Genomic DNA, 21931 nt, shown 5'->3' on the forward strand with positions numbered 1-21931 from the left:
ACTATCAAATCTCAATTTTACCATCTTTTGCACACGCCTAACCTGCTTGGTTGTTTCTGCATTCTTTCGAATCCATTAAACAATCAGCATCAACACTAAATCTATTTATATCGCTTTTCGATACTTGCATTCATCTTTATTAATTTAAAGTTGTTGCTTGGTTATTCTCAAATAGATTTATTTCACTCGAATTTTATCGCTAATTATTTGGCGCGATATTTTGCACTCTAAATATATAAAGGGTATTGACTAATATCGCCTGACGAAATTTAAATTATTCAAAGGTATTATCATGGAAAACTTTAAACACTTACCAGAACCCTTCCGCATTCGTGTTGTTGAACCAGTAAAACGTACAACACGTGAATATCGCGAAGAGGCTATCCTTAAAGCGGGTATGAACCCATTCCTTATCGATAGTGACGATGTATTTATTGACCTTCTCACTGATAGCGGCACAGGCTCTATTACTCAAAGAATGCAAGCAGCAATGCTAATGGGTGACGAGGCTTACAGTGGCAGCCGCAGCTACTATGCGCTGGCGAATGCGGTGAAAGATATCTTCGGTTATGAGTTAACTATCCCAACTCACCAAGGCCGTGGTGCAGAGCAAATCTATATTCCTGTTCTAATTAAAAAGCGTGAGCAAGAAAAAGGCCTCGATCGTTCAAAAATGGTGGCGCTGTCTAACTACTTCTTCGACACCACTCAAGGTCACACTCAAGTTAACTGCTGTGTGGCGAAAAACGTCTATACCGAAGATGCGTTCGATACATCTGTCAATGCAGATTTCAAAGGTAACTTTGATATCGCGAAACTGGAAATGGCAATTGAAGAAGCAGGGCCTGCGAACGTACCTTACATTGTCAGCACGATTACTTGTAACTCTGCCGGTGGTCAGCCTGTCTCTATCGCTAACTTAAAAGCGGTATACGAGATTGCTCAACGCTACGATATTCCTGTCATCATGGACTCCGCGCGTTTTGCTGAGAATGCTTACTTTATTCAGCAACGCGAACCGGGTTATCAAAATTGGACTATCGAAGAAATCACTCGTGAAACCTATAAATACGCAGATGGTTTAGCCATGTCTGCTAAGAAAGATGCAATGGTTCAAATGGGTGGTCTGTTGTGTTTCAAAGATGAATCGATGATGGACACTTACACAGAGTGCCGCACGCTTTGTGTGATTCAAGAAGGTTTCCCTACTTATGGTGGTCTTGAAGGTGGTGCAATGGAGCGTCTTGCTGTCGGTCTATACGATGGCATGCGCCAAGACTGGCTAGAGTACCGTATCGGCCAGGTTCAGTACCTTGTTGATGGCCTAGAAGCCATTGGGGTTGTGTGTCAGCAGGCTGGTGGCCACGCAGCATTCGTCGATGCAGGTAAACTATTACCTCATATCCCTTCGCATCAATTCCCGGCTCATGCTTTGGCCTGTGAACTCTACAAAGTAGCCGGTATTCGCGCGGTGGAAATCGGTTCGTTACTATTAGGCCGTGATCCTGCAACGGGTAAACAACACCCTTGTCCTGCTGAGTTGTTACGCCTAACCATTCCTCGTGCTACTTACACTCAAACGCACATGGACTTCGTTATCGAAGCATTTGGGAAAGTAAAGGAGAATGCCCACAACGTGAAGGGACTCGATTTCACCTACGAGCCACAAGTGCTACGCCACTTCACTGCCCGTCTAAAGGAAGTTGAATAATCACTAACTAAAGCGCGCCTAATTGGCGCGCTATTTCCTTCTAAATCGAGCAAAACAAAATCTATAAATTTAGCGGGCTTTTTCCTCAACATGAAACTTAAACAAGAGTAACGATTATGAACAATAATCCATCTTTAGTAGGCGGAGCTTGTATCATAGCAAGCGTCTGTGTCGGAGCCGGAATGTTAGGGTTACCGAGTGCGGGAGCAGGCGCTTGGACGACTTGGTCTCTTATCACAATTACCTTCACCATGATCATGATGACACTCTCGGGTTGGATGCTATTGGAAGCATTCAAGCGTTACGATCTTAAAGTGTCTTTCAACACTGTGACCAAAGACATCCTTGGCGATAACGTCAACCGAATTAATAATTTAGCAGTTTATTTTGTCGGCGGTATCTTACTTTATGCTTACATCACATCTTCAGGTTTAATTCTGGAAGGTGTTTTAGGCATCAATAACAAAATCACATCAGTCCTGTTTGTTGCTGTTTTCTCTCTTTTCGTTTGGCACTCTACTCGAGCAGTCGACAGGATCTCTATTGTTCTTATTGCCTTTATGGTACTGAGCTTCGTATTGGGTGTTTCTGGTTTAGCCGTTAACATAGATACTAGCGTACTTTTCGACCGCATTAACGAAGAATCCAATTATGCCCCATACGCTATGGCAATGTTACCTGTGGCCTTAACTTCATTTGGTTATCATCACTCAGTGGCCAGTATGCGTTCTTACTATGGATGTGAGCATCGCGCAAAATACGCCATTTTGGGCGGTACCGTTATCGCACTATGTCTGTACTTCCTGTGGATGGTCAGTATTTACGGTAACCTACCACGTAGCAATTTCGGCCCAGTGATTGCCCAAGGTGGTAACGTTGAAGTTCTGTTAGCAGCGTTAGGCTCTGTGATTGATTCAGACAAGGTATCGCACGCAATCAACACCTTCTCAATGGCAGCCATTCTTTCTTCGTTCATTGGAGTAGGCTTAGGTGTTTTTGATTTTCTGGCAGACCTGTTTAAATTTGAAGACAACAAACAAGGTCGCACTAAAACGTGGCTAGTGACATTTATTCCACCACTCACCCTTTCTTTATTGTTCCCTTTCGGCTTTATTCTGGCGATTGGCTATGCGGGTGCTGCTGCAACAATCTGGGCTTGCTTAATTCCAGCGTTATTGGCTCGTAAATCACGCACTTTAGAAGGTGGTCAAGAAGGATTTATGGCACCGGGTGGCAACGCAATGATCGGCATGCTGATCTTATTTGGTATCGCAACCGCAGTATTCCACTTTATGTCAATGATGAACCTATTACCGACATTCAGCGGTTAAGTCAGTTTCACTACACCAATGGCAACCCACTAATGACGAGAATTACGATGGCGAGTTCTTTGAAAACCACCAAGCCTCTTTTCCAGCGCGCTCATGCGTGAAAGTTGCTCGCCTTCCTATGGATGCGAAAGTGGAAATTGAAGTGATAGCGACCAAGTAAACGCTATTCTCTAGATGATAAAAAAGACGCATCAAGCGTCTTTTTTATGTGAATTTATGCAATGTAGATTAACCCTAGCAAACCAACTACGGCGATTGTCGCGCCAAACACCATGACACTCGATAGTTTGTCAGCCAATGTCGATTGGGATTTACCTTTTTCAGAGGTGTTTTTATTTTCTAATAGCGAAAGAAGTGCTGAGTTCATGATTTACTACACCTTGTTACATTGTATACAGGTTGCGTATTCTATCTTTTTTGTGAACCTCGTCAAACTATTTAATGAACATTTAATAATCAATTCAAAACTAATTAACCCCATCGAATGAAGTAAAATTCACTAGAAAGCCAGAGCTATCAAGCAACATAAATCACTTTCTGTCGCATGCACTAAACTCAGCGCAGTTTCCAATACTCATAGTTTTCTGACAGGCATCTTTACTGTATAAAAAAACAGTTTATACTGTTCACTTATACAGTGTTATTTGATTATATAGGTACAGAAATGCTGGCTCATTTAAGTGTGAATAATTTTGCTATTGTTAAATCATTGCAGTTAGAGCTTTCCAAAGGAATGACTACCATTACTGGCGAAACCGGTGCGGGTAAATCCATTGCAATTGACGCGCTCAGTTTATGTCTTGGTGGCCGTGCGGAAGCAGGAATGGTCAGGCAGGGTGAAGAAAAAACCGAAGTCAGCGCCGCCTTTATTTTAGACAATAACCTCAACGCCACGCGCTGGTTGGAAGACAATGACTTGCTCGACCAAAAAGAGTGTATTTTACGCCGAATCATCACCAAAGATGGCCGCTCTCGAGCCTTCATCAATGGCAGCCCTGTGCCTCTTTCACAACTCAAAGCTCTAGGTCAATTACTGATCAACATTCACGGTCAACACGCCCATCATCAACTGATGAAAAGTGAGTATCAAATGAGCATGCTGGACCAATACGCAGGTCACGTGAGTCTTGTCAAAGAGACACGCTCAGCCTACCAAATGTGGCGTCAAGCAGATAACCAGCTCAATCAACTCAAAGAAAATAGTCAACAAAACCAAGCTCAAGTTCAACTGCTGGAATATCAAATCAAAGAGCTCAATGAATTGGCGATTGGTGAAGAAGAGTTCACCGAACTCGAACAAGAGCACAGACGTTTAGCCAACAGTGGTGAGCTTGCTACCACTTGCCAGCAAGCCATTGAACTTATTTATGAGGGGCAAGAAGTCAATGCGCTAAGTTTGCTGCAGTCAGCCAACCACGCCTTGCTTGAACTGGCCGAGTTAGATGAAAAACTTGCCACCTTACCCAACATGGTGGCTGAAGCCATCATCCAACTCGAAGAAGCCAACAGTGAATTGCGAAACTATCTGGACAGTATCGATGTCGATCCTGAACGTATGGCTTATGTAGAAGAACGTTACTCTAAAGTGATGTCCATATCGCGCAAACACTACATCGCTCCTGAAACGCTTTACCACCACCACCAAGATCTGCTCAAACAAATAGCGCAACTTGACTGCTCTGAAGATAAATTACAAGAACTGGGAAGTAACGTTGCCAAACAGTATCAGCAGTTTGCAACCTGTGCCGACAAACTGCATAAGTCTCGTAGCCGTTACGCGAAAGAGCTGGATAAATTAATCACCAATAGCATGCACGAACTGAGCATGGAAAAAGCCAAGTTCTGCATCGAAGTTAATCATGAAACAACGCATCCATCACCACTGGGTTTTGACACCGTAACCTTCTTAGTCTCGACCAACCCAGGTCAACCGCTGCAGCCTATCGCTAAAGTCGCGTCAGGCGGAGAACTGTCACGGATATCTCTAGCAATCCAAGTGATCACCGCTCAAAAAGTAGACACTCCTAGCCTTATTTTTGATGAGGTCGATGTCGGTATCAGTGGGCCAACTGCTGCGGTGGTCGGAAAAATGTTAAGGACATTAGGCGAATCAACTCAAGTACTGTGTGTGACTCACTTACCACAAGTGGCAGGTTGCGGGCACCAACAACTGTTTGTCAGCAAGCAAGCCAAAGCAGGAAAGACAGAAACACAAATGAAACGGTTAGACAATGAACAACGCGTCGCTGAACTTGCTCGCCTTTTAGGGGGTAGCCAAATCACCGAATCTACCCTTGCTAATGCGAAAGAACTGCTGATCGCCGCCTAAGCTGACATTTTTCTTTTTAGGTTTGCAACCAAACTCAAAATTTGCAGTCTCAACTAGCTCGTAGCTCAGTCTATTTTTTACTTCTGCTGCGAGCTTGTTTATTATCAGTCCAGTTTTACGACCTATTGGCAAAGAATTTTGAATATGCAGTTAAAAAAGTGGTTAATCGCAGTCCCTTTAGCAATGACAATGCTGACTGGATGCTCTTTATTAGAAAAACTCGTTTATCGTATTGATATTAACCAAGGCAACTACGTTGAACAGCAAGCCGTCGATCAACTCAAGTTCGGTATGAGCAAAGAACAGGTTAGGTTTGTCATGGGGTCGCCGATGCTTATTGAAAACGGTTATCCCGATACTTGGTATTACATTTATCACCACACGGAAGGCCACAAAGAATCGATACAGAAAAACCTGATTGCGACATTTAATACCGCAGGTGCTTTGATGGAAATCAGTGGCGACTACCCTCCTAGCGAACGGTTTTTTGAAGGCGTAAACTGAACGAAAACACGTTCAAACAAATGATACCCAAAGTGCACCTCACAATGAGTGACACTAACGGACAGGGCTCATAACGAGCCCTTTATCTTGCACCCAATACCGCAGCAACGTTTACTGTTGCGCTTTTGCCTGCTCGGCTCTCTTGCGACGGATCTCTTTAGGATCGGCCAATAACGGACGATAAATTTCAATGCGATCACGGTCTCTGACCGTCGAATCTAGCTTAACGTTACGACTAAAAATACCGACCTTATTTTTTGATAAATCAATCTCTGGGTAGAGCTCAAGCACACCGGACTGTTGAATTATCGTTTCGACGGTTGAGTTTTTGTCTACCACCAAATTCAGTACTCTTTGCTCGTGAGGCAATGCATAGACTACCTCAACATGGATCATCTCAGATTCAATACTCATTACTGATACACCTGTTTCGCTCGTTTGGTAAATGCGTTAACCATATTACTGGTCAATTCATTGAATATCTTGCCAAAAGCCAATTCCACCATTTTGCTCGAAAATTCAAATTCCAGTTTAAGTTCAACCTTGCAGGCTTGTTCATCAAGTGCAGTAAAATACCAACCGCCTTTTAAAACCTTAAAAGGACCATCGACCAAATTCATCAAAATAGCTTCACTGGCCACCAACACATTCGACGTTGTGAACGTCTTACTTATCCCTGCCTTTGAAACATCCACCGAAGCCACCATCGACAAATCGGAAGATTCAATAACGCGAGAACCAGAACAACCTGGCAAAAATTCAGGATAACGAGCAACGTCATTCACGAGATTAAACATTTGTTCTGCACTAAAAGACACTAAAGCAGAACGACTGACTTGCTTCATATTCTCTCCTCATCACCACCGAAAGAGTCTGGTGTGTAACAATTTTACTTTTATTCTTATCCTACGCAAATAAAAGGATTTCCTAAGCTCGAACCAAGCCGTATAATGCCGCCATTATGGTAAAGAAAAAATCAAACTCAAAAGCAGGTAGCAATACCATTGCTGTAAATAAAAAAGCTCGCCACGAATACTTTATCGAAGATGAAGTAGAAGCAGGCATGGAGCTCCAAGGCTGGGAAGTCAAATCTCTTCGTCAAGGCAAAGCTAATATCGCAGAAAGCTACGTTTTCATGCGAGACGGAGAAGCCTTTGTTTCCGGAATGACAATAACGCCACTGCAGCAAGCATCCACTCACGTGGTTGCCAACCCAACTCGCGTGCGCAAGCTGTTAATCAGCCGCCGTGAACTGGATAACCTTTATGGACGCATCAACCGTGAAGGCATGACACTTATCGCACTATCACTGTATTGGTCTCGCTCTTGGGTGAAAATCAAAATTGGTGTAGCGAAAGGTAAAAAACTGCATGACAAACGTGATGATTTAAAAGAAAAAGATTGGGCAAGAGAGAAAGCACGCGTAATGAAGAGCTCATTGCGTTAATCTTGACCACTTAGACGCAGAAAGCTAGACAGACAAAGGTTTTCTGGTAGTATGCGTCAACACACTTGGGGCTGATTCTGGATTCGACGGGAATTTTGCAGTCTGAGGTGCATGCCGTGGGGCGGTTTGCCACGTTAAAAGCCGCAAAAAAATAGTCGCAAACGACGAAAACTACGCACTAGCAGCTTAATAACCTGCCAAGAGCCTTTCTGCCCTAGCTTCCGCTCGTAAGACGGGGAACAACAGAGAGTCAAAACCAAACAAGCTCGTGCCGCGTCTCCCGCCTGAGAGACAAAGCATTAAAACTAATTCAGGATAGCCATTAGATAGCGTGTCGGTTCGCAGTTTGATGGTGAAATTAAAGATCGAATAAGCATGTAGTACCAATGATGAATGATTTTCGGACGCGGGTTCAAATCCCGCCAGCTCCACCAAATCATAGAGAAAGACGTCCTAGGACGTCTTTTTTTATACCCAAAGAAAAGTAAATCAATAACTTAGCGTCCACACTAGTCTAGTCACCTCCTAGACAGCTCATTTTTTTGCAAATACAACGCTCAATAAGCAAGGGTTTGGCTCAGACGTTATCGAGGCTGCGCTCTCTCATATTGATTCGAATGAAGTGCGTAAAGTGTACATAGAACGGCGCAGAAAGCTCATGGTTTGGTGGAGCAATCACATCTCGAAAGCATCTCAGGATGACCTTTAAGTTACAGTTACTGGTACTCGTACATTTCGCGCTGTCGGGTAAAAATCCGCCTTCTTAGAAGGCGGCTTTGGTTTACAGCCCCCCGAAAGGGGCATTAAGGACGTCATGCCATAATAATTTCAAGAGGCATTACGTCATTTTTTATCACTGTAAAACAGCAGTCGATTTCCTGGAAAGATAAAAGAATGATGATTCGGTTAAACCACAAGTGTTGAGGGATTAACCTTGCGACCAGTGACTGGAATGGCACACATTGCGCGTAGGAAAGCGCTGATAAGATTCAAAGCGCCTAAGCTCTTGACACAATTGCTCAGGAGAAAAATGTACAGGCAGTAGAGAGTAAAAGATCCAAAAAGTCAACGTTACCAGTGCCACCACCATTAACGACTTCAAAAAGTTCATTGTTTGTCACTCATAAATAAAAACGGCACCAAGCACCGGAGAGGAGGCGCTTGATGCCGAAAATTACCACGCTAGATGTGGCGTTTTGCAATAACAACAGCTGTATTTAAATCAGGCAATTGCGTAAGCTCTGGCACTCGCTGGATATGTAGAATACGATCGTCTTTACCTACGACGATAATGGCACGAGACAACAGGCCTAACTCTTCTATAAGCGATCCTGTTTGTTGGCCAAACTCGTGCTTATATGAATCCGAAAGAAACGCGACTTTCTTGCCGAGCTTTTGCTCAGAGATAAAACGCTCTTGAGCAAACGGAGTATCGGCACTAACATTAATGAACTCTAGTTGTTCCGCATAATCAGCATGTTTTTCAGCCAATGCATTAAACTCAACGGCCTGTTCTACACACACTGGTGTATCAACTGAGACCAATAAGTTGTAGATTCGTACTTTACCGCTGCCTTGAGTCTCAACCGGAACCAGTTTAGAGCTTGCCAATGTCATAGCCGGAATAAGATCACCTACTTTGACAGCATGACCACCTAACGTGAAGATTCTTGAATGTTCCAACGTGACATTCTGGTTATCCCCCAATGCTGCCGTTTGTTGTGTTACATCATAACCTGCGAAAGTAATACCGGATGTGATCATTGCTAGCAACACTAATGCGCGCTTCATGATCGCTCTCCCTTTACCGCTGCAATTGCTTGTTGGTAGTTAGGCTCATCAGCAATTTCACTTACTAATTGAGAGTGCAGCACCTGACGATGCTCATCTAATACAACAACTGCGCGCGAAGTCAAACCTCGTAAAGCACCATCCGTAATCTCAACACCGTAGCTTTGAGCAAACTCAGGTGAGCGGAAACACGATGCAATGGACACCTGATCTAATTTCTGTTGCTCGACAAAACGTGTCAATGCGAATGGAAGATCAGCTGATACACACAAAACGACGGTGTTATCTAATTTTTTTGCCGCTTCATTAAAAGATAGAATACTGTTAGCACACGTCGGTGTATCTGCACTTGGGAAAATGTTGAGTATCAATTTTTTTCCATCAAAGCACTCAATGTTGATATCAGCCAATGTTTGGTCACACAGAGTAAACTGCGGGGCTTGCTCCCCTTTCTGCGGTAGTTGACCGTTTACAGATACAGGATTTCCTAAAAATGTTACTGACATAATTACCTCTTATATAGACATAGTGATAGTACATTCATGAGCATGAGTTCACTCTTTGGTTATATGATGTTGAGCAATCTAAATGAGCAAACTCTAGAACAAGGCACATGTTGCCAAAACACTGCCTCCAACCCCAATAAACTAATCAAAACATTTATGATTCACACTTATATCATTGTTTTTAAAATATAAATAAATCACTTTCGTTTAACTCTATCGTAGATCTAAACGTATATATCCTACTTTGGTTTACGATCTGATGTCATTTTATCAGCCTATTAAAATCAGCATGCATGGAATGAAATACAAAGCATAAATGAAGGAAAGAAGAGGCATCACGGATTAGCGGAAACTAGAAGAAAGAACGTTGTAAGTGATATAGGTTAGTCGACAAACACATACTACCGTTTCCACAACCCATCACGAACGAGTTCGTTAATTTTAAGGACCATCGTTATACCGCAGTTCATGCAGGAACCAAGAATCATCAAGTCAATTGGATAAGATTATATCGCAGTCGTAGGGATATACGACCACCTTTCCGACTATCGGAAGAGTATGGCAAAATGTCGACGCCGTCGCGAAAAACAAAAAAGCAGTGTTGATTCAAGAGATAGAATTAATGTCTTATTTTCGACGCGTGATACATTTCACACCACCTTCAAGCAATTTTGTGTAACAAAGGACTTTGCGGTTATGATAAATTATCTGCAACATTTCGTTATTGAAGCGCCTCATGGCATGAGCTTCAACCTGAATCACTTTGTTCGAGTTCAGTGGTGCGTCTATTGGAAAAGAAAACTCGGTAAACTGGACTAAATTATCACTATAGAAATCGGTGAAATAACTAAAGTACAATCCCTTCTGTTCACCTTCGAGCACGTGGCTAGTATGTGATTTTTGATTAAAAAACAATCGATGATTGATAGTGTGATAATCCTCACTTAAAAAGATATCACCGTTTAGCTTCACATTAAGAGTATTACCATAGAAAAGTTGACTCGTTTTTCCATTCATAAAGTCAGGTACATCTGCGATTTTGAGCGCAACGTTAGTCAACGTTGCTATTCCAGCTAGGAAAAAAAACGCGAGCAGTAATTTATTGACAGACATCGCGTACCATCCCTCCAATTAGGTAGAAGTTCTCCTGCAAATTAAAGGTGAAGTTCTTGATTTCTTGATCGCCGGTCGATTTACATCGATAGACACAAGAAAGATAATAATTACTTACACCAGTGGAAATAAGCAGTTCGGTCACAGAGCTCTCCTTGAGGTGTGAGCTTTCATCGCGGAAATAACGATAAAGCGTTTCACTTGCTGGGTTATCGAGGAACATGAAAGTTCTGTCACCTTGTGTTTGAGTAATCCAACGATCCAAAGAAACATTCCAACCAAACATCCAACGATGTGTAGCCTGAGCAGTTTGAAACAAGAATATCATGGCGAAGAATAACGCCAGCAACGCTTTCAGTTGTTGGCGATACTGACGCTCTACCACTTCAAGAGATTTATAATCAATTTGAGCATCTTCCGGTACAGAAATGGCTTTTCCCGGTGATTCATTTTGCTCAGGTTCCGCCAATTGCACTACGTTTTCAAATAACATGTAACCACGCGAAGGAATGGTTTTTATATACTTCTGTTCTTTGCCGTTATCACCGAAGGCTAGACGTAATTGAGCAATACATTGGGTCAGACTGTTGTCGGATACAATCCGATCACCCCAAACCTGGGTAAACAACTCTTTTTTCGGTACAACCTGCCCTTGATTTGCGATTAAGACTTCCAATACTCGACATTCTGTACCTTTCAGCTTTTGGGCTCTCAAGGTTTTAACATTAACCAGTTGTTCCCGAGCAAGAGGATACAACTGCCATAAAAATTCGCAATTCATACACGTACAACTAATCAATCTACAACTTTCTTAGGTATGACACCTAAGCCTAAAATCGTCCCTGAAAGATCATCGTTCGCATACGAACACGTTACTCCATCCTAGAGTACGTCATAAAATCTATCTAAAGGTAACTGTTACTCATAGTAACACGAAGGTTGTCCCCTCTTTTATATGGATGAACTTTAGATTTATTTAAATTAGCTAATATTTGCGCATATACTACCCGCTCATTTTATGAAAAACAACAATACAAATAATTTTCCATTACATTTAGTATTAATACTCTAAATGTAAGAATGCCATTAACATTTACAGTGCAATTTAACAACAATATGTGTCTAGATATATTATTAATCTAGAATTTTACACCACCATCTAAATTAACATCGTAGACTAACCCAATTAAAAACAACCACAATTTTCACTAAGAATAACTACAACCAAAGTCATTAATAGCAAACCAGAATCCTGTACTCTTGAGCAGATTTAAGTTATCTTTGGTATAATCATGAGAAAGTTCTTCACTATATTAAACAGTTTCAAACATTATTGAACCTATTAATTCAGGGGCTAATTTGGTAGCTTACATTACATCAGTATAAAAACTGATTATACTTAAATCTGAATGGCTGATATTGATGCTAATATTAGGTAATTTTTCTTTATTTATTATCGCATATTCTATTAACTTTTTTAAAATCATCATAGTTAGTGAGTAATGTAGATGTGGATCCGTTGCTAATAAGTGTATAAATAATCCAGGCCCTCCATATTGGGTACGTTTCCATCTTAATATAATTTCCCACAGATACTCTTTAGATATATTCATATTATAATACTAGGGGTTGATAGAAAAGCTCAAACTGAGATCCACCTTTTCTTATATCGTGATGCAACGCTTAGATTACAGAACGAGTCTTAACGCTTTTTTCATAATCATGATTATTTTAAACATAAACACCATCAATAGATTGGAGTGATCTTTTTACGCTATAAGCAATCCTTCTAAATGACTGATTTTTATCTTGGGGTCAGGGCGACGACACTCCCACCAATTAAAGCTGTCATGGCTCCAATTAGAAGAAATACTGCACTTAAGCTTATTGGAACAGAACTGGTCGTAAATAAATACGCAGAGCAACTGATTAGAACCAATGCTGAAATCAATTGAATCACCGGAGGTTTAACTTGGTTAAATATTCCCATGATCGCTAACCCAACAACAAGTAAAGCGACTATGCCAACACCAACCAATGTGCTAGAAATCTGCATTACCGCAGCGAATAGCAGACCAAAAAATAGAGCAACATTAAGAAACCTGATTAATAGTAAAGCTGGTAATTCAGATAATTTTGGAAATGCAGGTTTTAACAATAGGAGTAAAAACCCAGCCAGTAGTGCTCTCCAAACTGATAAAGTAAACGGTGACCAACCAAAAAATTCCGAAGATACTATTGCGTAAGTTGTCCCCCAAAGAATAGGCGCTAACATTGCCAGAAAAATTTTCATATCATATCTCACATTGCAAATAAGCTTAGTTAAAAATACTTTATTTAAACAAATCTGATTGAAGTTATATCTTGGGCTTATATATTTTAGAGTAATTGGTACGTTGGTGAAGATCGTTATTTATGGTGTGAAATTAAGTATTGCGAAGCAACAGCACAAAAACAGTAATCAATAGAACAAGGACTGAATTTGAACATCAGCATTGAAGAAGTTATAGAGCAATGGCTTTCAGTAGATATGAAGCTGAATAGAGACACAATTGAACTGGCTATATTTTTTGTACGATTTGGCTCACTATTATCTGACATTAGAAATAGCTTCTGTAAAGGGTATGGGGTTAACGTTTCTGAATTCGATGTTCTTGCTACGCTTTTTCTCTCTGGAATTCCATTTGAGCTGACAGCAAAAGAACTGAAAGAACGTACGTTGTTACCATCATCTGGCGCTTCATCCAACAGGATTGAGCGACTAAATAATAAAGGCTTGGTGGTGAGAAGATATGATTCTATAGACAAGAGATCCGTAATTATCTCATTAACTAGCGATGATGTTGAATTAATGTCTAATGCTAGCCCCGAGTTTTTTGATGAAATTGGAAAACTATTCAAAGGATTAAATGAGGCACAAATATCCCAACTAAAATTGATATTTAGTCAGTTACTCCCTTAAGACGAACATGTTTCTCGTTATGATATACATGAAAGGTGTCGAGAAAAATTCTTACCTACTAAAACAATCGCAGCTCAATGACTATCGCTCAATAAATAGAAAGCGCGCCAATCTCAACTTAGGACGCCACCCTGATGTTTCTCTTGTACAAATGCGGAGGTCAGTTTACACACCCGCAGTTATGCATTCGTTTGTTGCTGATGGGTAGCGACTGTCGTGAGTTTATCGGCGCGGAAAAGCTTGTAAGCCATAATGCCAATAACCAACGCTTTGATGATCATCATTTGTGGGTTACCGAAATAGGCAGCCATACCAACAAACCCCGATAAGAACATGAGCAAACGGAACCTTTTCAGGTCAGTCATATACAGTGCCAACAAAATTAACGCGAGATCGCCAAACTGCAAGGCTTCGGCAAGTGTGGGGTTATTGATAAAGCTGCTTACGGCCACATAAGCAATATAAAGAATACCGCTCGCCATCAAAGCTGCAGCAGAATTGATCACCATTTTGCTGGTGTTAGTAAAATCTTTCACATATCGATATGCGTTAATGGCACCAACCGACAGGTTAAGGATGACTTTAGGCCACCAGCCCATCAAAATTGACCAAGCAATATCATTCGCAGCCGAAGCAAATGCAGCATAGCGAGTAAACTTCATCGAATTAAAGATGGTGAGTGATATATAGAATGCGACAGATGTCCATCCTAATACTTCGCGTAATATATCAAGCAAAATACGGTCTCTTTTTATATAGAATCATCATCCACAACAATGAAACTATCTGCTACTAATAAGGCCTGTAGTGGTTTATAAACCCACCACCTGACCGTTGGGCGCAGGATAATATCACGGCATTCGGTATAAATCCTAGAAAAGACTCTTATCAATACACGCTTATTCTCGAAAATATGTTTCTCAATTTTGGAAACAAAACTGCAAACTCAACAAACGCATCACCACTCTCCTTTTGACACATTCAATCATCCCTGAATAAAAATTAACTGACGTACGCTAACTCATTCAGCGAGGAGAACGAACCGCAACCACTTTCGTCTCAATCAACTGGTAGCGAATCCCAGCTTGGTCAAACGACTGGCGCAGCGCCGTTAAATTCCGGTGATAGGTCACTTGCCGACCAGATGCCGTCTTCACTTTCATTACCATATTACTCATACACTTATCCTCTACACTTAACCGATTGGTTGCATCAAACTATGCTATTTTGAATATTTATTACCAAACAACTTGGAGTTGCAGGTAGCAAGGAAATCATTATTGTGCGAACTCTTTGAGTGCCGCCATCGCCTTTTCTGCCTTATCTTTTTGTACAAAAATATGGTCATGATAATAGCCCGCAATCACATTAGCGCTGATGCCATACGAAGCTAGCTTAGTTGCAAAAGCGGCCGTTAAACCCACTGCCTCTAAACTTGAATGAACCGTCAGTGTAATTAAGCTGAATACCGATTCAAAATCGAGCTGCGCCGCAACAGCCTTTTGCTGCTCAATGACCAAGGTCAGCCCTTCACGCTCTTGAAATGTCGCCACGGGTTCTAAATGCAAATAATCGGCTAATGCCCCTTGCACAGTACAAAACACATAACTTCCGCCCACCAACTCGGGTGACATGGATTGCAGTAAAACCTCTAAATCAGTAATCGCTGTCATATTTTTATTTCTCATTCAAATTGAAGCCGAAGTGCAGAGTAAAGCCCTCTGTGGAATAAGTGAAATTAATAATATTAATGGTTAATTAGTCATTCTTATTGAATAGAACATCACTTGAGTTCTATGGCGACTTTAGGCTAGCTGTCTGCGCACGAAAAACTTAAAACAACTCAGTTGATCACACTTGTACTGCAATCAATTGAGCCTTTGGTATTAGATAGTTAGAATAGCGTTCACTTTGAGGAGCGATTATGTCTATCGAGTTCTACAACCAAAATGCCCAACTGTTTTTTGCATCAACCAAAGAAGTAGATACCCATTCGCTGATGGAACACTTTACGCCCCATATTCCAAAAGGGGGCATCATCCTTGATGCTGGTTGTGGTTCTGGCAGAGATGCAAAAAGTTTCATTGAGCAGGGTTATAAAGTGGTGGCATTTGACGCCAGTGAAGAATTAGCAAGCTTAGCATCTCAACTGCTTCAAATTCCGGTCACCGTTTCAACCTTTGCTGATTTTCAAAGTGATCAATCTTTTGATGGTATTTGGGCTTGCGCATCGTTACTGCATGTTGGTGAGTTGGATCTTCCAGATACCTTTACTCATTTAGCTTCTCAGCTAAAACCATTAGCCCCTCTATATTGTTCTTTTAAATATGGGACAGGGGAATTGGAACGTGATGGCCGTCGATTTACCAACGGTGATGAACAACGTTTAGCACAGTGGATCGCTCATGCCCCATTGAATGTGGCAAAAATCTGGATAACCAATGATTTAAGAGCGGATCGCCAAAACGAACAGTGGTTGAATGCTATTTTAATAAAAAGTGAAGAGTGATGAGCGCTCATAGAAACAAGGGTCTAGCCACTTTATATAGCGGTCCAAAATTAAGTGCGGGAGGGAAACAAGACCCGCTACTTCCTAAGTTAATCCAAGCCATTAACCACGCTAGTGAAATAGAGATCTCAGTTTCTTTCGTTCAACCTTCCGGATTGGATTTACTATTTGACCCTATTCTTGACGCTCTAAAAAGTGGAGCCTCACTCAAATTACTGACTTCGGACTATCTAGCAATAACCCACCCAGTCGCATTACGACGCCTTATGATATTGGCGGAACGTGGAGCGCAATGCCGTATTTTTACTTGTGAAAGTCAACATAGCTTTCATATGAAATCCTACATTTTTGTTAAAACAGAACAAGGGACCATCAGTGAAGGGTGTGCTTGGGTCGGTTCAAATAACATCAGTAAAACAGCATTACTACAAAGCTATGAGTGGGCTTTACGCCACGATTTTGAGCAACCAGCCACTTCACCCGCAGCGCAAGAATTTGAATATATTCGTGAGCAGTTTTCAGCTATTTTTTCTCATGAACAGAGTATGACTCTCTCCCATCACTGGATAGACGACTACTTACTGCGCTACAAAAAACTGTCAATGCAACGTTCATTAACACTGTTGGATGGAGCCGATGAAGCACCGGAGATCCCTACCCCAAACTCAATGCAAGTGTTGGCTTTATCAGCGCTCAACCAGAGCCGTGAACAAGGCTATGTACGTGGGTTGGTTGTCTTAGCGACTGGAATGGGAAAAACATGGTTAGCCGCTTTTGATGCTCAACAGATGCAAGCAAAACGTGTCTTGTTTGTTGCCCATCGAGAAGAGATTCTGACTCAAGCTGAAAGCACATTTAGTAAATTAATACCTAACGCTAAAACTGGCTTATACAACGGATCTGAAAAAACAGAAGAAGCTGATTATCTTTTTGCTTCAGTCGCCACCTTAGGTAAAAAAGCGCAGTTAGCGCGCTTCAAAGCCGATGATTTTGACTATATTATTGTCGATGAATTTCATCACGCAAGTGCGCGTAGTTACCGAGATTTACTCGCTTATTTCCAACCAGCGTTTCTTTTAGGCTTAACCGCAACACCCGAGCGCTCTGATCAAGCCGATATATTATCGCTTTGCGACAACAATTTAGTGTTTGAGCGTAACTTGGTGCATGGCATTGATGAGAAAATTTTAGTGCCATTTCATTACTACGGTATTTACGATCAATTCGTCGATTATCAAGAAATCCCTTGGCGCAATGGCAAATTTGACCCCACAGCTTTGGACAGTGCATTTGCAACCAAGCAGCGTGCCGAACATATTTATCAACATTGGTTTGACAGAAAACAACAGCGCACATTAGCTTTCTGTATTTCTAAACGTCATGCCGATTACATGGCGAAATACTTTTCCAAACAAGGCGTTCGCGCTATCGCTGTCTATAGTGACTCTCAAATACGTCGAAACGACGCCTTAAAACAGTTGAATGAAGGAAGCATCGACATTCTTTTTTCTGTCGACCTATTCAATGAAGGAACCGATCTACCAGCGATTGATACCATTTTGATGATTCGTCCCACCGAATCAAAAATACTCTTTTTACAGCAATTAGGCCGCGGTTTGCGCCAATCTCCGAGTACAGGTAAACAGCAATTACTGGTGTTAGATTTTATCGGTAATCACTCTTCATTTTTAAATAGGCCAGCAACCCTACTCAATGTGGGTTCACTGAAAGAAATAGTCAAAACGATCAACCAAACTACTTCGTTAGCGACTGGTTGCTATGTCAACTTTGATCCACAACTGCTGCAATTTTGGCAAACCTTAGCAAAACAGATACGTTCAACTGCGGCTGAAGATTACCAAGATCTTAAGCATCAACTGGCACACCGACCGAGTGCCGCCGAGTTTTTCCACCATGGTTATGATCTCACTAAAGTACGCCGCTCGATGAAAAGTTGGTTTAGGTTCGTGGCAGACCAAGAAAGTGACTTAGCACTGACTCAACGACTGGCGAAATATGACGAGTTTTTGCTCAAAGCAGTCGAAATCACAGCGATGAGCAAATGCTTTAAAGCCGTTTTACTTGAAGCACTATTAGAGCTTGATGGTTTGCGAAAACCTCCAACATTGAATGAGCTAGCGATTCAAAGTCATAAAGTGCTATCACGTAGACCTGATTTAATGCGACGAGATCTCACCGAACAAGCCAAGCAATTTAGCGCCACAGGATCAGAATGGCTAAATTACTGGAATCGAAACCCAGTCAAAGCGTTTACAAGCCCAGACTCTTCTGGCCATGCATGGTTTAAGGTGGATAATCACCGCTTTTTACCCACTTTTGCTGTAGACAATGCCGATTTGCCACAGCTTCATGATCTTATTCAAGAACTTGTCGATTTGCGTTTTGCCGAATACATACAGCGAGTCAGTAAGCAAGAAGCACACTCAAACTCGAAGCCAATCCAAACTTCGGCCAAGATCCTTCCGTTGCCAAGCCAAGCAAACGAAAAAGGTATCTATTTGCCCCTCTACCCCGATCTAAAAATTGCTTGCGGTCATTTCAAGCAAGGTACTCATGATACTCAAGAGCAATATTTAGTCGCCGCTGGTTACGGTAAGCTTGATCCAACAAGACATTTCATTGCCCCCGCTTCAGGTAACTCAATGAATGGAGGTAAAAACCCGATTCAAGATGGTGATTTACTACTACTTGAATGGGTCACACCAAAGAGCGCTGGTTCAATTTCTAATCTGGTCATGGCGATTGAAACTCAAGATGAAACGGGTGATAACCACTACTTGCTACGCGTAGTACGCAAAATAGGACCAAACCATTATCAGCTTGAGGCACAAAACGCTGACTACGCTCCTATGCTTGCAACCGACAGCATGCGCACTTTTGCTCGGCTCAAAGCCATCCTCCGTTAATATTGCGTGCTTCCTGACGCCCGATTGGGGAAATAAACATAAAACTAAAATAACCACCCGTTGTTTTGTGACGGTTAGCAAATAAATAGACGATAAATTTGCGCTTGAAATAGCGATTCAAATCACCTTTTCAGCGCATTTACTCCCATAAATCTTATTCACACATCACATAAAACCGCGCGAATGTTACTGGCCACGGTTTATTTCCATTTGGAAGTGGAAATAGGGCCTATCCACCCTTGCTCCCTTTTACGCTATTTTCTTCTCCAAGCTAAACATTTGGAGAACCCCACGGTGCAAAACTCTCAACCCATTAGCATGGATGATGCACAGATTATAGAGCTTGGTTTGTCGCTCACCGAACGAGCCATTGCCTTGCTTAATTCACACGCTATCTACCCCGATTCGCTACAGAAAAAAATGCTCGAAACACACATCAAAGCGATGGTTTGGCGCTCGTTTAGTGGCGAATCGTTGCCTGAGCTCGATATGGAGATGTTTGATGAAATCTCTCCCATTTGTTTCACCTTGGCCGAGCAAGTGTGTCGTTGGATGGAGAACCTCGCTTATGAAGAAGCGCATCTGCTTTCGGTCCATTTTGAAGTAGCTAAAGAAAACGAATTAAACCCAACAGCAGGAGAAACAACATGTCAGTAATCAAAGTCGTTATTGGTGATCGCATGGGCAAAGGTCAAAAAGTAGGAGCTGGTGCTCAAGCGGCAGGCGCTGAAGTGACCGTTATTCCCGGCATGGCCGCAGACATGAAGTTAGGTGATGTCATGCATCAGCAGCAAGCCGATTTAGGGATCTCTTTTTGCGGCAGCGGCGGCGCTGGTGCTATCACAGCGCAAACAAAATATGGCTATCAATGCCGTTATGGAATGCGCTCTGTTGAGGAAGGGATAACTGCGATCAATGAAGGCTGCGTGGTTTTGGGTTTCGGCTTTATGGATAAAGAAGAGCTGGGCGAAAAACTGGTGAAGGCGTTTGTGGCTAAGCATGGCGTCAAAGCATGAAAGAGCAGTTAACCACTAAGGTAACCGTGAGTGGCAAAGGCGAAACAAAGCAGCAGGCTTTTGCCGCGGCTTTAAGCCAAGTGCAACCCACGTTACTTAAGAATAACGCAAAAGTGCTCCTCCGGATTGAGCCGTTAGACGTCAACGTTTTACAAGCAGAAGAGAAAGTAACGCGAGAGAAATTCCTTTTCTTCTTTCTTGCAAGAGATCGACGCCAATACAGCGTCAAGCTAGAGGTTACGGTCAGCCTGACCCACATCGATGTGGAACAGGTCGATTTCAAACGTTAACAGGTCACTATAAGGATCCCTGACATGTTTCTTATCATTCTCTTTAAGTCCATCATCATTGGTGGCTTAGTCGGTATCGGCGTTGGAGTAGGCGCGGCAAGGATGTTCCATGCTCCAACTATCCAAGGTATGGGCGCATTTCGTACTCTGGGAGAGTTGAACTCGTGTGAAGGCGACCCGGCCTCTCACTTCTCTTTTGGGCTTGGATTCTTCTTTAATGCTTGGGCCTCAACGGTTGCGGCAGGGGCATTCACTCAAGATGTTGACCACCGCATCATCCCGAACTGGGGCGCAGCGGCGCTGATGATAAAAAACCGCGACCTTGCCACTACCTTGCATGATCCAAAACGAATGGGCATTGCGTGCGCCATTATCGGTGCAATTGTGGTTGCGTTTCTTAACTCAACGGCAGCGGCCGTTCCTGCGGCGCTGCAAGTCACGGCGGTAAAGGTATTAGTACCTGCGGCAAACTTACTGGTGAATACCGTCATGCCGGTTATTTTCTGGCTAGCGGCAATTGAAGCGGGTAAGAAATCGGGCTTTTGGGCCACTATCTTTGGTGGTTTAGCGCAAATGATCATGGGCAACGCCGTTCCTGGTTTGGTGCTGGGTATTTTGATTGGTAAAGGTGTTGAAGAGAGTGGTTGGAACAAAGTAACTCAGATCATGATGGCGGCGATTATTGCACTGTTTGCGTTAAGTGCTTTCTTCCGCGGGTTCGACATGAAATTTATCGAAGCTTTCCATATGCAAGTTCCTTTGTGGCTTGAAAATATCCATCTCATGATCAGTGGCAAATAAGGAGTTGACCATGGACGAAAAAATGAAAAACAACTTTTGGTATGCCGACTGGTCTTTCCCGATTTTCGTGGGCTTGCTTTCAGCCGGGGTTTTTGCCGGAACGCACATGTACTACTTATACGGTGTCGGTGCTTTTAACGAGGTGGCGTTTGTTTCCATGCTGCGAGCAGGGATGGATACAGGCGCGTACGGTGCGGTGGCCGCTTTTGGTGCAAGCTTTCTGTTTGCTCGCATCATTGAAGGTTCGCTCGTGGGCATTTTGGATATCGGTGGCGCAGTGCAAACCGGTGTGGGTTTAGGGATTCCAGCTTTACTACTGGGTGCTGGCATTGTTTATCCTCTTGAAAATTTCACCGCTTCGTTACTCACAGGCATGCTCGCTGGTTTGGCGATTGGTGGCTTAATTGTGCTGGCACGTAAATTCACCATTAACCAAAGCGATTCAACCTACGGTGCTGATGTGATGATGGGAGCAGGCAATAGCTCCGGCCGTTTTCTTGGACCATTGATCATTTTATCTGCGATGGCCGCTTCTATCCCGATTGGGATCGGCTCTCTAGGTGGCGCATTGATTTTCTATGTGTGGGGTAAACCGATTACGGGTGGTGCCATTCTCGGAGCGATGGCGTTAGGAGCTCTTTTTCCTATCGCACTGTAAAACAAGCTGGGGTTTAAATTCTACTGAGAATCGCTC

Annotated in this window: 24 protein-coding genes, 1 other RNA gene and 2 pseudogenes; 16 read left to right on the forward strand and 11 right to left on the reverse strand. The window is 42.5% G+C overall.

Annotation, left to right across the window (positions count from 1 at the left end):
• The first annotated feature begins 292 nt into the window (after positions 1-292).
• The 3 genes and pseudogenes from tnaA to EXZ60_RS07445 all read left to right on the forward strand — a co-directional run.
• Positions 293-1711: a tryptophanase gene (gene tnaA, locus EXZ60_RS07435; protein WP_017043367.1), complete on the forward strand. Its 1419-nt coding sequence runs from the start codon at positions 293-295 to the stop codon at positions 1709-1711.
• Positions 1712-1827: 116 nt separating this feature from the next.
• Positions 1828-3042 carry an aromatic amino acid transporter gene (locus tag EXZ60_RS07440; RefSeq protein ID WP_094166384.1) on the forward strand — a complete coding sequence of 405 codons (1215 nt, stop codon included), beginning with the start codon at positions 1828-1830 and terminating at the stop codon, positions 3040-3042.
• Between the two features lie 31 nt (positions 3043-3073).
• A pseudogene (locus EXZ60_RS07445) lies at positions 3074-3202 on the forward strand (Rid family hydrolase); the annotation flags it as partial.
• Between the two features lie 54 nt (positions 3203-3256).
• Here the strand turns inward: EXZ60_RS07445 and EXZ60_RS07450 are convergent.
• A complete protein-coding gene (locus EXZ60_RS07450; RefSeq protein WP_161441836.1) occupies positions 3257-3409 on the reverse strand; it encodes a hypothetical protein in 153 nt (50 codons plus the stop codon).
• A gap of 297 nt (positions 3410-3706) precedes the next feature.
• On the opposite strand from EXZ60_RS07450, the gene recN reads away from it, so the two are divergent.
• Together recN and bamE are read left to right on the forward strand one after the other, a co-directional pair.
• Positions 3707-5371, forward strand: coding sequence for a DNA repair protein RecN (gene recN / locus EXZ60_RS07455; protein ID WP_064624652.1), 1665 nt, complete (start codon positions 3707-3709; stop codon positions 5369-5371).
• Between the two features lie 144 nt (positions 5372-5515).
• Positions 5516-5875: an outer membrane protein assembly factor BamE gene (gene bamE / locus EXZ60_RS07460; RefSeq protein WP_026027472.1), complete on the forward strand. Its 360-nt coding sequence runs from the start codon at positions 5516-5518 to the stop codon at positions 5873-5875.
• Positions 5876-5986: 111 nt separating this feature from the next.
• On the opposite strand, the gene EXZ60_RS07465 is transcribed toward bamE, so the two are convergent.
• Together EXZ60_RS07465 and EXZ60_RS07470 are read right to left on the reverse strand one after the other, a co-directional pair.
• On the reverse strand, positions 5987-6289 hold the full coding sequence (locus tag EXZ60_RS07465; protein WP_010319507.1) for an RnfH family protein: 303 nt from the start codon (positions 6287-6289) through the stop codon (positions 5987-5989).
• Entirely contained in the window at positions 6289-6720 is a 432-nt protein-coding gene (locus tag EXZ60_RS07470) for an SRPBCC family protein (protein WP_017049442.1), read from the reverse strand. The genes EXZ60_RS07465 and EXZ60_RS07470 overlap by 1 nt, the downstream gene beginning before the upstream one ends.
• 116 nt (positions 6721-6836) lie before the next feature.
• Here EXZ60_RS07470 and smpB point away from each other — a divergent pair, with 116 nt between their 5' ends.
• The 3 genes and pseudogenes from smpB to EXZ60_RS07485 form a co-directional block, all read left to right on the forward strand.
• Entirely contained in the window at positions 6837-7322 is a 486-nt protein-coding gene (gene smpB / locus EXZ60_RS07475; RefSeq protein WP_013857439.1) for an SsrA-binding protein SmpB, read from the forward strand.
• Positions 7323-7389: 67 nt separating this feature from the next.
• Positions 7390-7756: a transfer-messenger RNA gene (ssrA, locus tag EXZ60_RS07480) on the forward strand.
• A gap of 110 nt (positions 7757-7866) precedes the next feature.
• Positions 7867-8031, forward strand: a pseudogene (locus EXZ60_RS07485) (integrase); the annotation flags it as partial.
• Positions 8032-8504: 473 nt separating this feature from the next.
• Here EXZ60_RS07485 and EXZ60_RS07490 read toward each other — a convergent pair.
• The 5 genes from EXZ60_RS07490 to EXZ60_RS07510 form a co-directional block, all read right to left on the reverse strand.
• Complete coding sequence (locus tag EXZ60_RS07490) at positions 8505-9113, reverse strand: redoxin family protein (RefSeq protein WP_064624587.1); 609 nt, start codon at positions 9111-9113, stop codon at positions 8505-8507.
• Positions 9110-9619 (reverse strand): thiol peroxidase, encoded by a 510-nt coding sequence (gene tpx / locus EXZ60_RS07495; protein ID WP_064624585.1) that lies wholly within the window; start codon positions 9617-9619, stop codon positions 9110-9112. Before tpx ends, EXZ60_RS07490 begins: the two co-directional genes overlap by 4 nt.
• A 627-nt stretch (positions 9620-10246) precedes the next feature.
• Positions 10247-10732: a hypothetical protein gene (locus EXZ60_RS07500; protein WP_088720980.1), complete on the reverse strand. Its 486-nt coding sequence runs from the start codon at positions 10730-10732 to the stop codon at positions 10247-10249.
• Positions 10719-11513 carry a transcriptional regulator gene (locus EXZ60_RS07505; protein WP_064624581.1) on the reverse strand — a complete coding sequence of 265 codons (795 nt, stop codon included), beginning with the start codon at positions 11511-11513 and terminating at the stop codon, positions 10719-10721. Before EXZ60_RS07505 ends, EXZ60_RS07500 begins: the two co-directional genes overlap by 14 nt.
• 1023 nt (positions 11514-12536) lie before the next feature.
• Positions 12537-13025, reverse strand: a complete 489-nt coding sequence (locus EXZ60_RS07510; protein ID WP_277435506.1) for an EamA family transporter — start codon at positions 13023-13025, stop codon at positions 12537-12539.
• A 189-nt stretch (positions 13026-13214) separates the two neighbouring features.
• On the opposite strand from EXZ60_RS07510, the gene EXZ60_RS07515 reads away from it, so the two are divergent.
• Positions 13215-13694, forward strand: a complete 480-nt coding sequence (locus EXZ60_RS07515; RefSeq protein ID WP_277435507.1) for a MarR family winged helix-turn-helix transcriptional regulator — start codon at positions 13215-13217, stop codon at positions 13692-13694.
• A 179-nt stretch (positions 13695-13873) separates the two neighbouring features.
• Here EXZ60_RS07515 and EXZ60_RS07520 read toward each other — a convergent pair whose 3' ends face one another.
• The 3 genes from EXZ60_RS07520 to EXZ60_RS07530 all read right to left on the reverse strand — a co-directional run bounded on the left by EXZ60_RS07520 (position 13874) and on the right by EXZ60_RS07530 (position 15367).
• A complete protein-coding gene (locus EXZ60_RS07520) occupies positions 13874-14431 on the reverse strand; it encodes a hypothetical protein (RefSeq protein ID WP_013857463.1) in 558 nt (185 codons plus the stop codon).
• A 288-nt stretch (positions 14432-14719) separates the two neighbouring features.
• Positions 14720-14872 (reverse strand): hypothetical protein, encoded by a 153-nt coding sequence (locus EXZ60_RS07525; protein WP_013857464.1) that lies wholly within the window; start codon positions 14870-14872, stop codon positions 14720-14722.
• 99 nt (positions 14873-14971) lie between these two features.
• On the reverse strand, positions 14972-15367 hold the full coding sequence (locus EXZ60_RS07530) for an ACT domain-containing protein (protein WP_094499758.1): 396 nt from the start codon (positions 15365-15367) through the stop codon (positions 14972-14974).
• Between the two features lie 251 nt (positions 15368-15618).
• On the opposite strand from EXZ60_RS07530, the gene EXZ60_RS07535 reads away from it, so the two are divergent.
• From EXZ60_RS07535 to EXZ60_RS07565, 7 genes are all read left to right on the forward strand, one after another.
• Positions 15619-16203, forward strand: a complete 585-nt coding sequence (locus tag EXZ60_RS07535; RefSeq protein ID WP_277435508.1) for a class I SAM-dependent methyltransferase — start codon at positions 15619-15621, stop codon at positions 16201-16203.
• Entirely contained in the window at positions 16203-19130 is a 2928-nt protein-coding gene (locus tag EXZ60_RS07540; RefSeq protein ID WP_277435509.1) for a DEAD/DEAH box helicase family protein, read from the forward strand. Before EXZ60_RS07535 ends, EXZ60_RS07540 begins: the two co-directional genes overlap by 1 nt.
• A 294-nt stretch (positions 19131-19424) precedes the next feature.
• Entirely contained in the window at positions 19425-19787 is a 363-nt protein-coding gene (locus EXZ60_RS07545) for a transcriptional regulator (protein WP_228209387.1), read from the forward strand.
• Positions 19778-20146, forward strand: a complete 369-nt coding sequence (locus tag EXZ60_RS07550; protein WP_017042958.1) for an SFCGS family glycine-rich protein — start codon at positions 19778-19780, stop codon at positions 20144-20146. Before EXZ60_RS07545 ends, EXZ60_RS07550 begins: the two co-directional genes overlap by 10 nt.
• Complete coding sequence (locus EXZ60_RS07555) at positions 20143-20436, forward strand: DUF4312 family protein (RefSeq protein ID WP_017047947.1); 294 nt, start codon at positions 20143-20145, stop codon at positions 20434-20436. The genes EXZ60_RS07550 and EXZ60_RS07555 overlap by 4 nt, the downstream gene beginning before the upstream one ends.
• A 24-nt stretch (positions 20437-20460) precedes the next feature.
• Positions 20461-21237, forward strand: a complete 777-nt coding sequence (locus EXZ60_RS07560; protein ID WP_017045612.1) for a DUF4311 domain-containing protein — start codon at positions 20461-20463, stop codon at positions 21235-21237.
• Between the two features lie 10 nt (positions 21238-21247).
• Entirely contained in the window at positions 21248-21895 is a 648-nt protein-coding gene (locus tag EXZ60_RS07565) for a DUF4310 family protein (RefSeq protein WP_194574715.1), read from the forward strand.
• Positions 21896-21931: the final 36 nt, after the last annotated feature.

It is taken from the genome of Vibrio sp. 1151_11 (assembly GCF_029478525.1).
Classification (GTDB): Bacteria; Pseudomonadota; Gammaproteobacteria; order Enterobacterales; family Vibrionaceae; genus Vibrio; species Vibrio anguillarum.

What these genes read in the sequence shown, in the direction of transcription:
- EXZ60_RS07555 (WP_017047947.1), top strand. Translation starts at nt 20,143, where the DNA reads ATGAAAGAGCAGTTAACCACTAAGGTAACCGTGAGTGGCAAAGGCGAA.
- EXZ60_RS07440 (WP_094166384.1), top strand. Translation starts at nt 1,828, where the DNA reads ATGAACAATAATCCATCTTTAGTAGGCGGAGCTTGTATCATAGCAAGC.
- tnaA (WP_017043367.1), top strand. Translation starts at nt 293, where the DNA reads ATGGAAAACTTTAAACACTTACCAGAACCCTTCCGCATTCGTGTTGTT.
- smpB (WP_013857439.1), top strand. Translation starts at nt 6,837, where the DNA reads ATGGTAAAGAAAAAATCAAACTCAAAAGCAGGTAGCAATACCATTGCT.
- EXZ60_RS07500 (WP_088720980.1), bottom strand. Translation starts at nt 10,732, where the DNA reads ATGTCTGTCAATAAATTACTGCTCGCGTTTTTTTTCCTAGCTGGAATA.
- EXZ60_RS07550 (WP_017042958.1), top strand. Translation starts at nt 19,778, where the DNA reads ATGTCAGTAATCAAAGTCGTTATTGGTGATCGCATGGGCAAAGGTCAA.
- EXZ60_RS07540 (WP_277435509.1), top strand. Translation starts at nt 16,203, where the DNA reads ATGAGCGCTCATAGAAACAAGGGTCTAGCCACTTTATATAGCGGTCCA.
- EXZ60_RS07505 (WP_064624581.1), bottom strand. Translation starts at nt 11,513, where the DNA reads ATGAATTGCGAATTTTTATGGCAGTTGTATCCTCTTGCTCGGGAACAA.
- EXZ60_RS07560 (WP_017045612.1), top strand. Translation starts at nt 20,461, where the DNA reads ATGTTTCTTATCATTCTCTTTAAGTCCATCATCATTGGTGGCTTAGTC.
- EXZ60_RS07525 (WP_013857464.1), bottom strand. Translation starts at nt 14,872, where the DNA reads ATGAGTAATATGGTAATGAAAGTGAAGACGGCATCTGGTCGGCAAGTG.
- EXZ60_RS07450 (WP_161441836.1), bottom strand. Translation starts at nt 3,409, where the DNA reads ATGAACTCAGCACTTCTTTCGCTATTAGAAAATAAAAACACCTCTGAA.
- recN (WP_064624652.1), top strand. Translation starts at nt 3,707, where the DNA reads ATGCTGGCTCATTTAAGTGTGAATAATTTTGCTATTGTTAAATCATTG.
- EXZ60_RS07490 (WP_064624587.1), bottom strand. Translation starts at nt 9,113, where the DNA reads ATGAAGCGCGCATTAGTGTTGCTAGCAATGATCACATCCGGTATTACT.
- EXZ60_RS07470 (WP_017049442.1), bottom strand. Translation starts at nt 6,720, where the DNA reads ATGAAGCAAGTCAGTCGTTCTGCTTTAGTGTCTTTTAGTGCAGAACAA.
- tpx (WP_064624585.1), bottom strand. Translation starts at nt 9,619, where the DNA reads ATGTCAGTAACATTTTTAGGAAATCCTGTATCTGTAAACGGTCAACTA.
- EXZ60_RS07530 (WP_094499758.1), bottom strand. Translation starts at nt 15,367, where the DNA reads ATGACAGCGATTACTGATTTAGAGGTTTTACTGCAATCCATGTCACCC.
- bamE (WP_026027472.1), top strand. Translation starts at nt 5,516, where the DNA reads ATGCAGTTAAAAAAGTGGTTAATCGCAGTCCCTTTAGCAATGACAATG.
- EXZ60_RS07510 (WP_277435506.1), bottom strand. Translation starts at nt 13,025, where the DNA reads ATGAAAATTTTTCTGGCAATGTTAGCGCCTATTCTTTGGGGGACAACT.
- EXZ60_RS07465 (WP_010319507.1), bottom strand. Translation starts at nt 6,289, where the DNA reads ATGAGTATTGAATCTGAGATGATCCATGTTGAGGTAGTCTATGCATTG.
- EXZ60_RS07535 (WP_277435508.1), top strand. Translation starts at nt 15,619, where the DNA reads ATGTCTATCGAGTTCTACAACCAAAATGCCCAACTGTTTTTTGCATCA.
- EXZ60_RS07565 (WP_194574715.1), top strand. Translation starts at nt 21,248, where the DNA reads ATGGACGAAAAAATGAAAAACAACTTTTGGTATGCCGACTGGTCTTTC.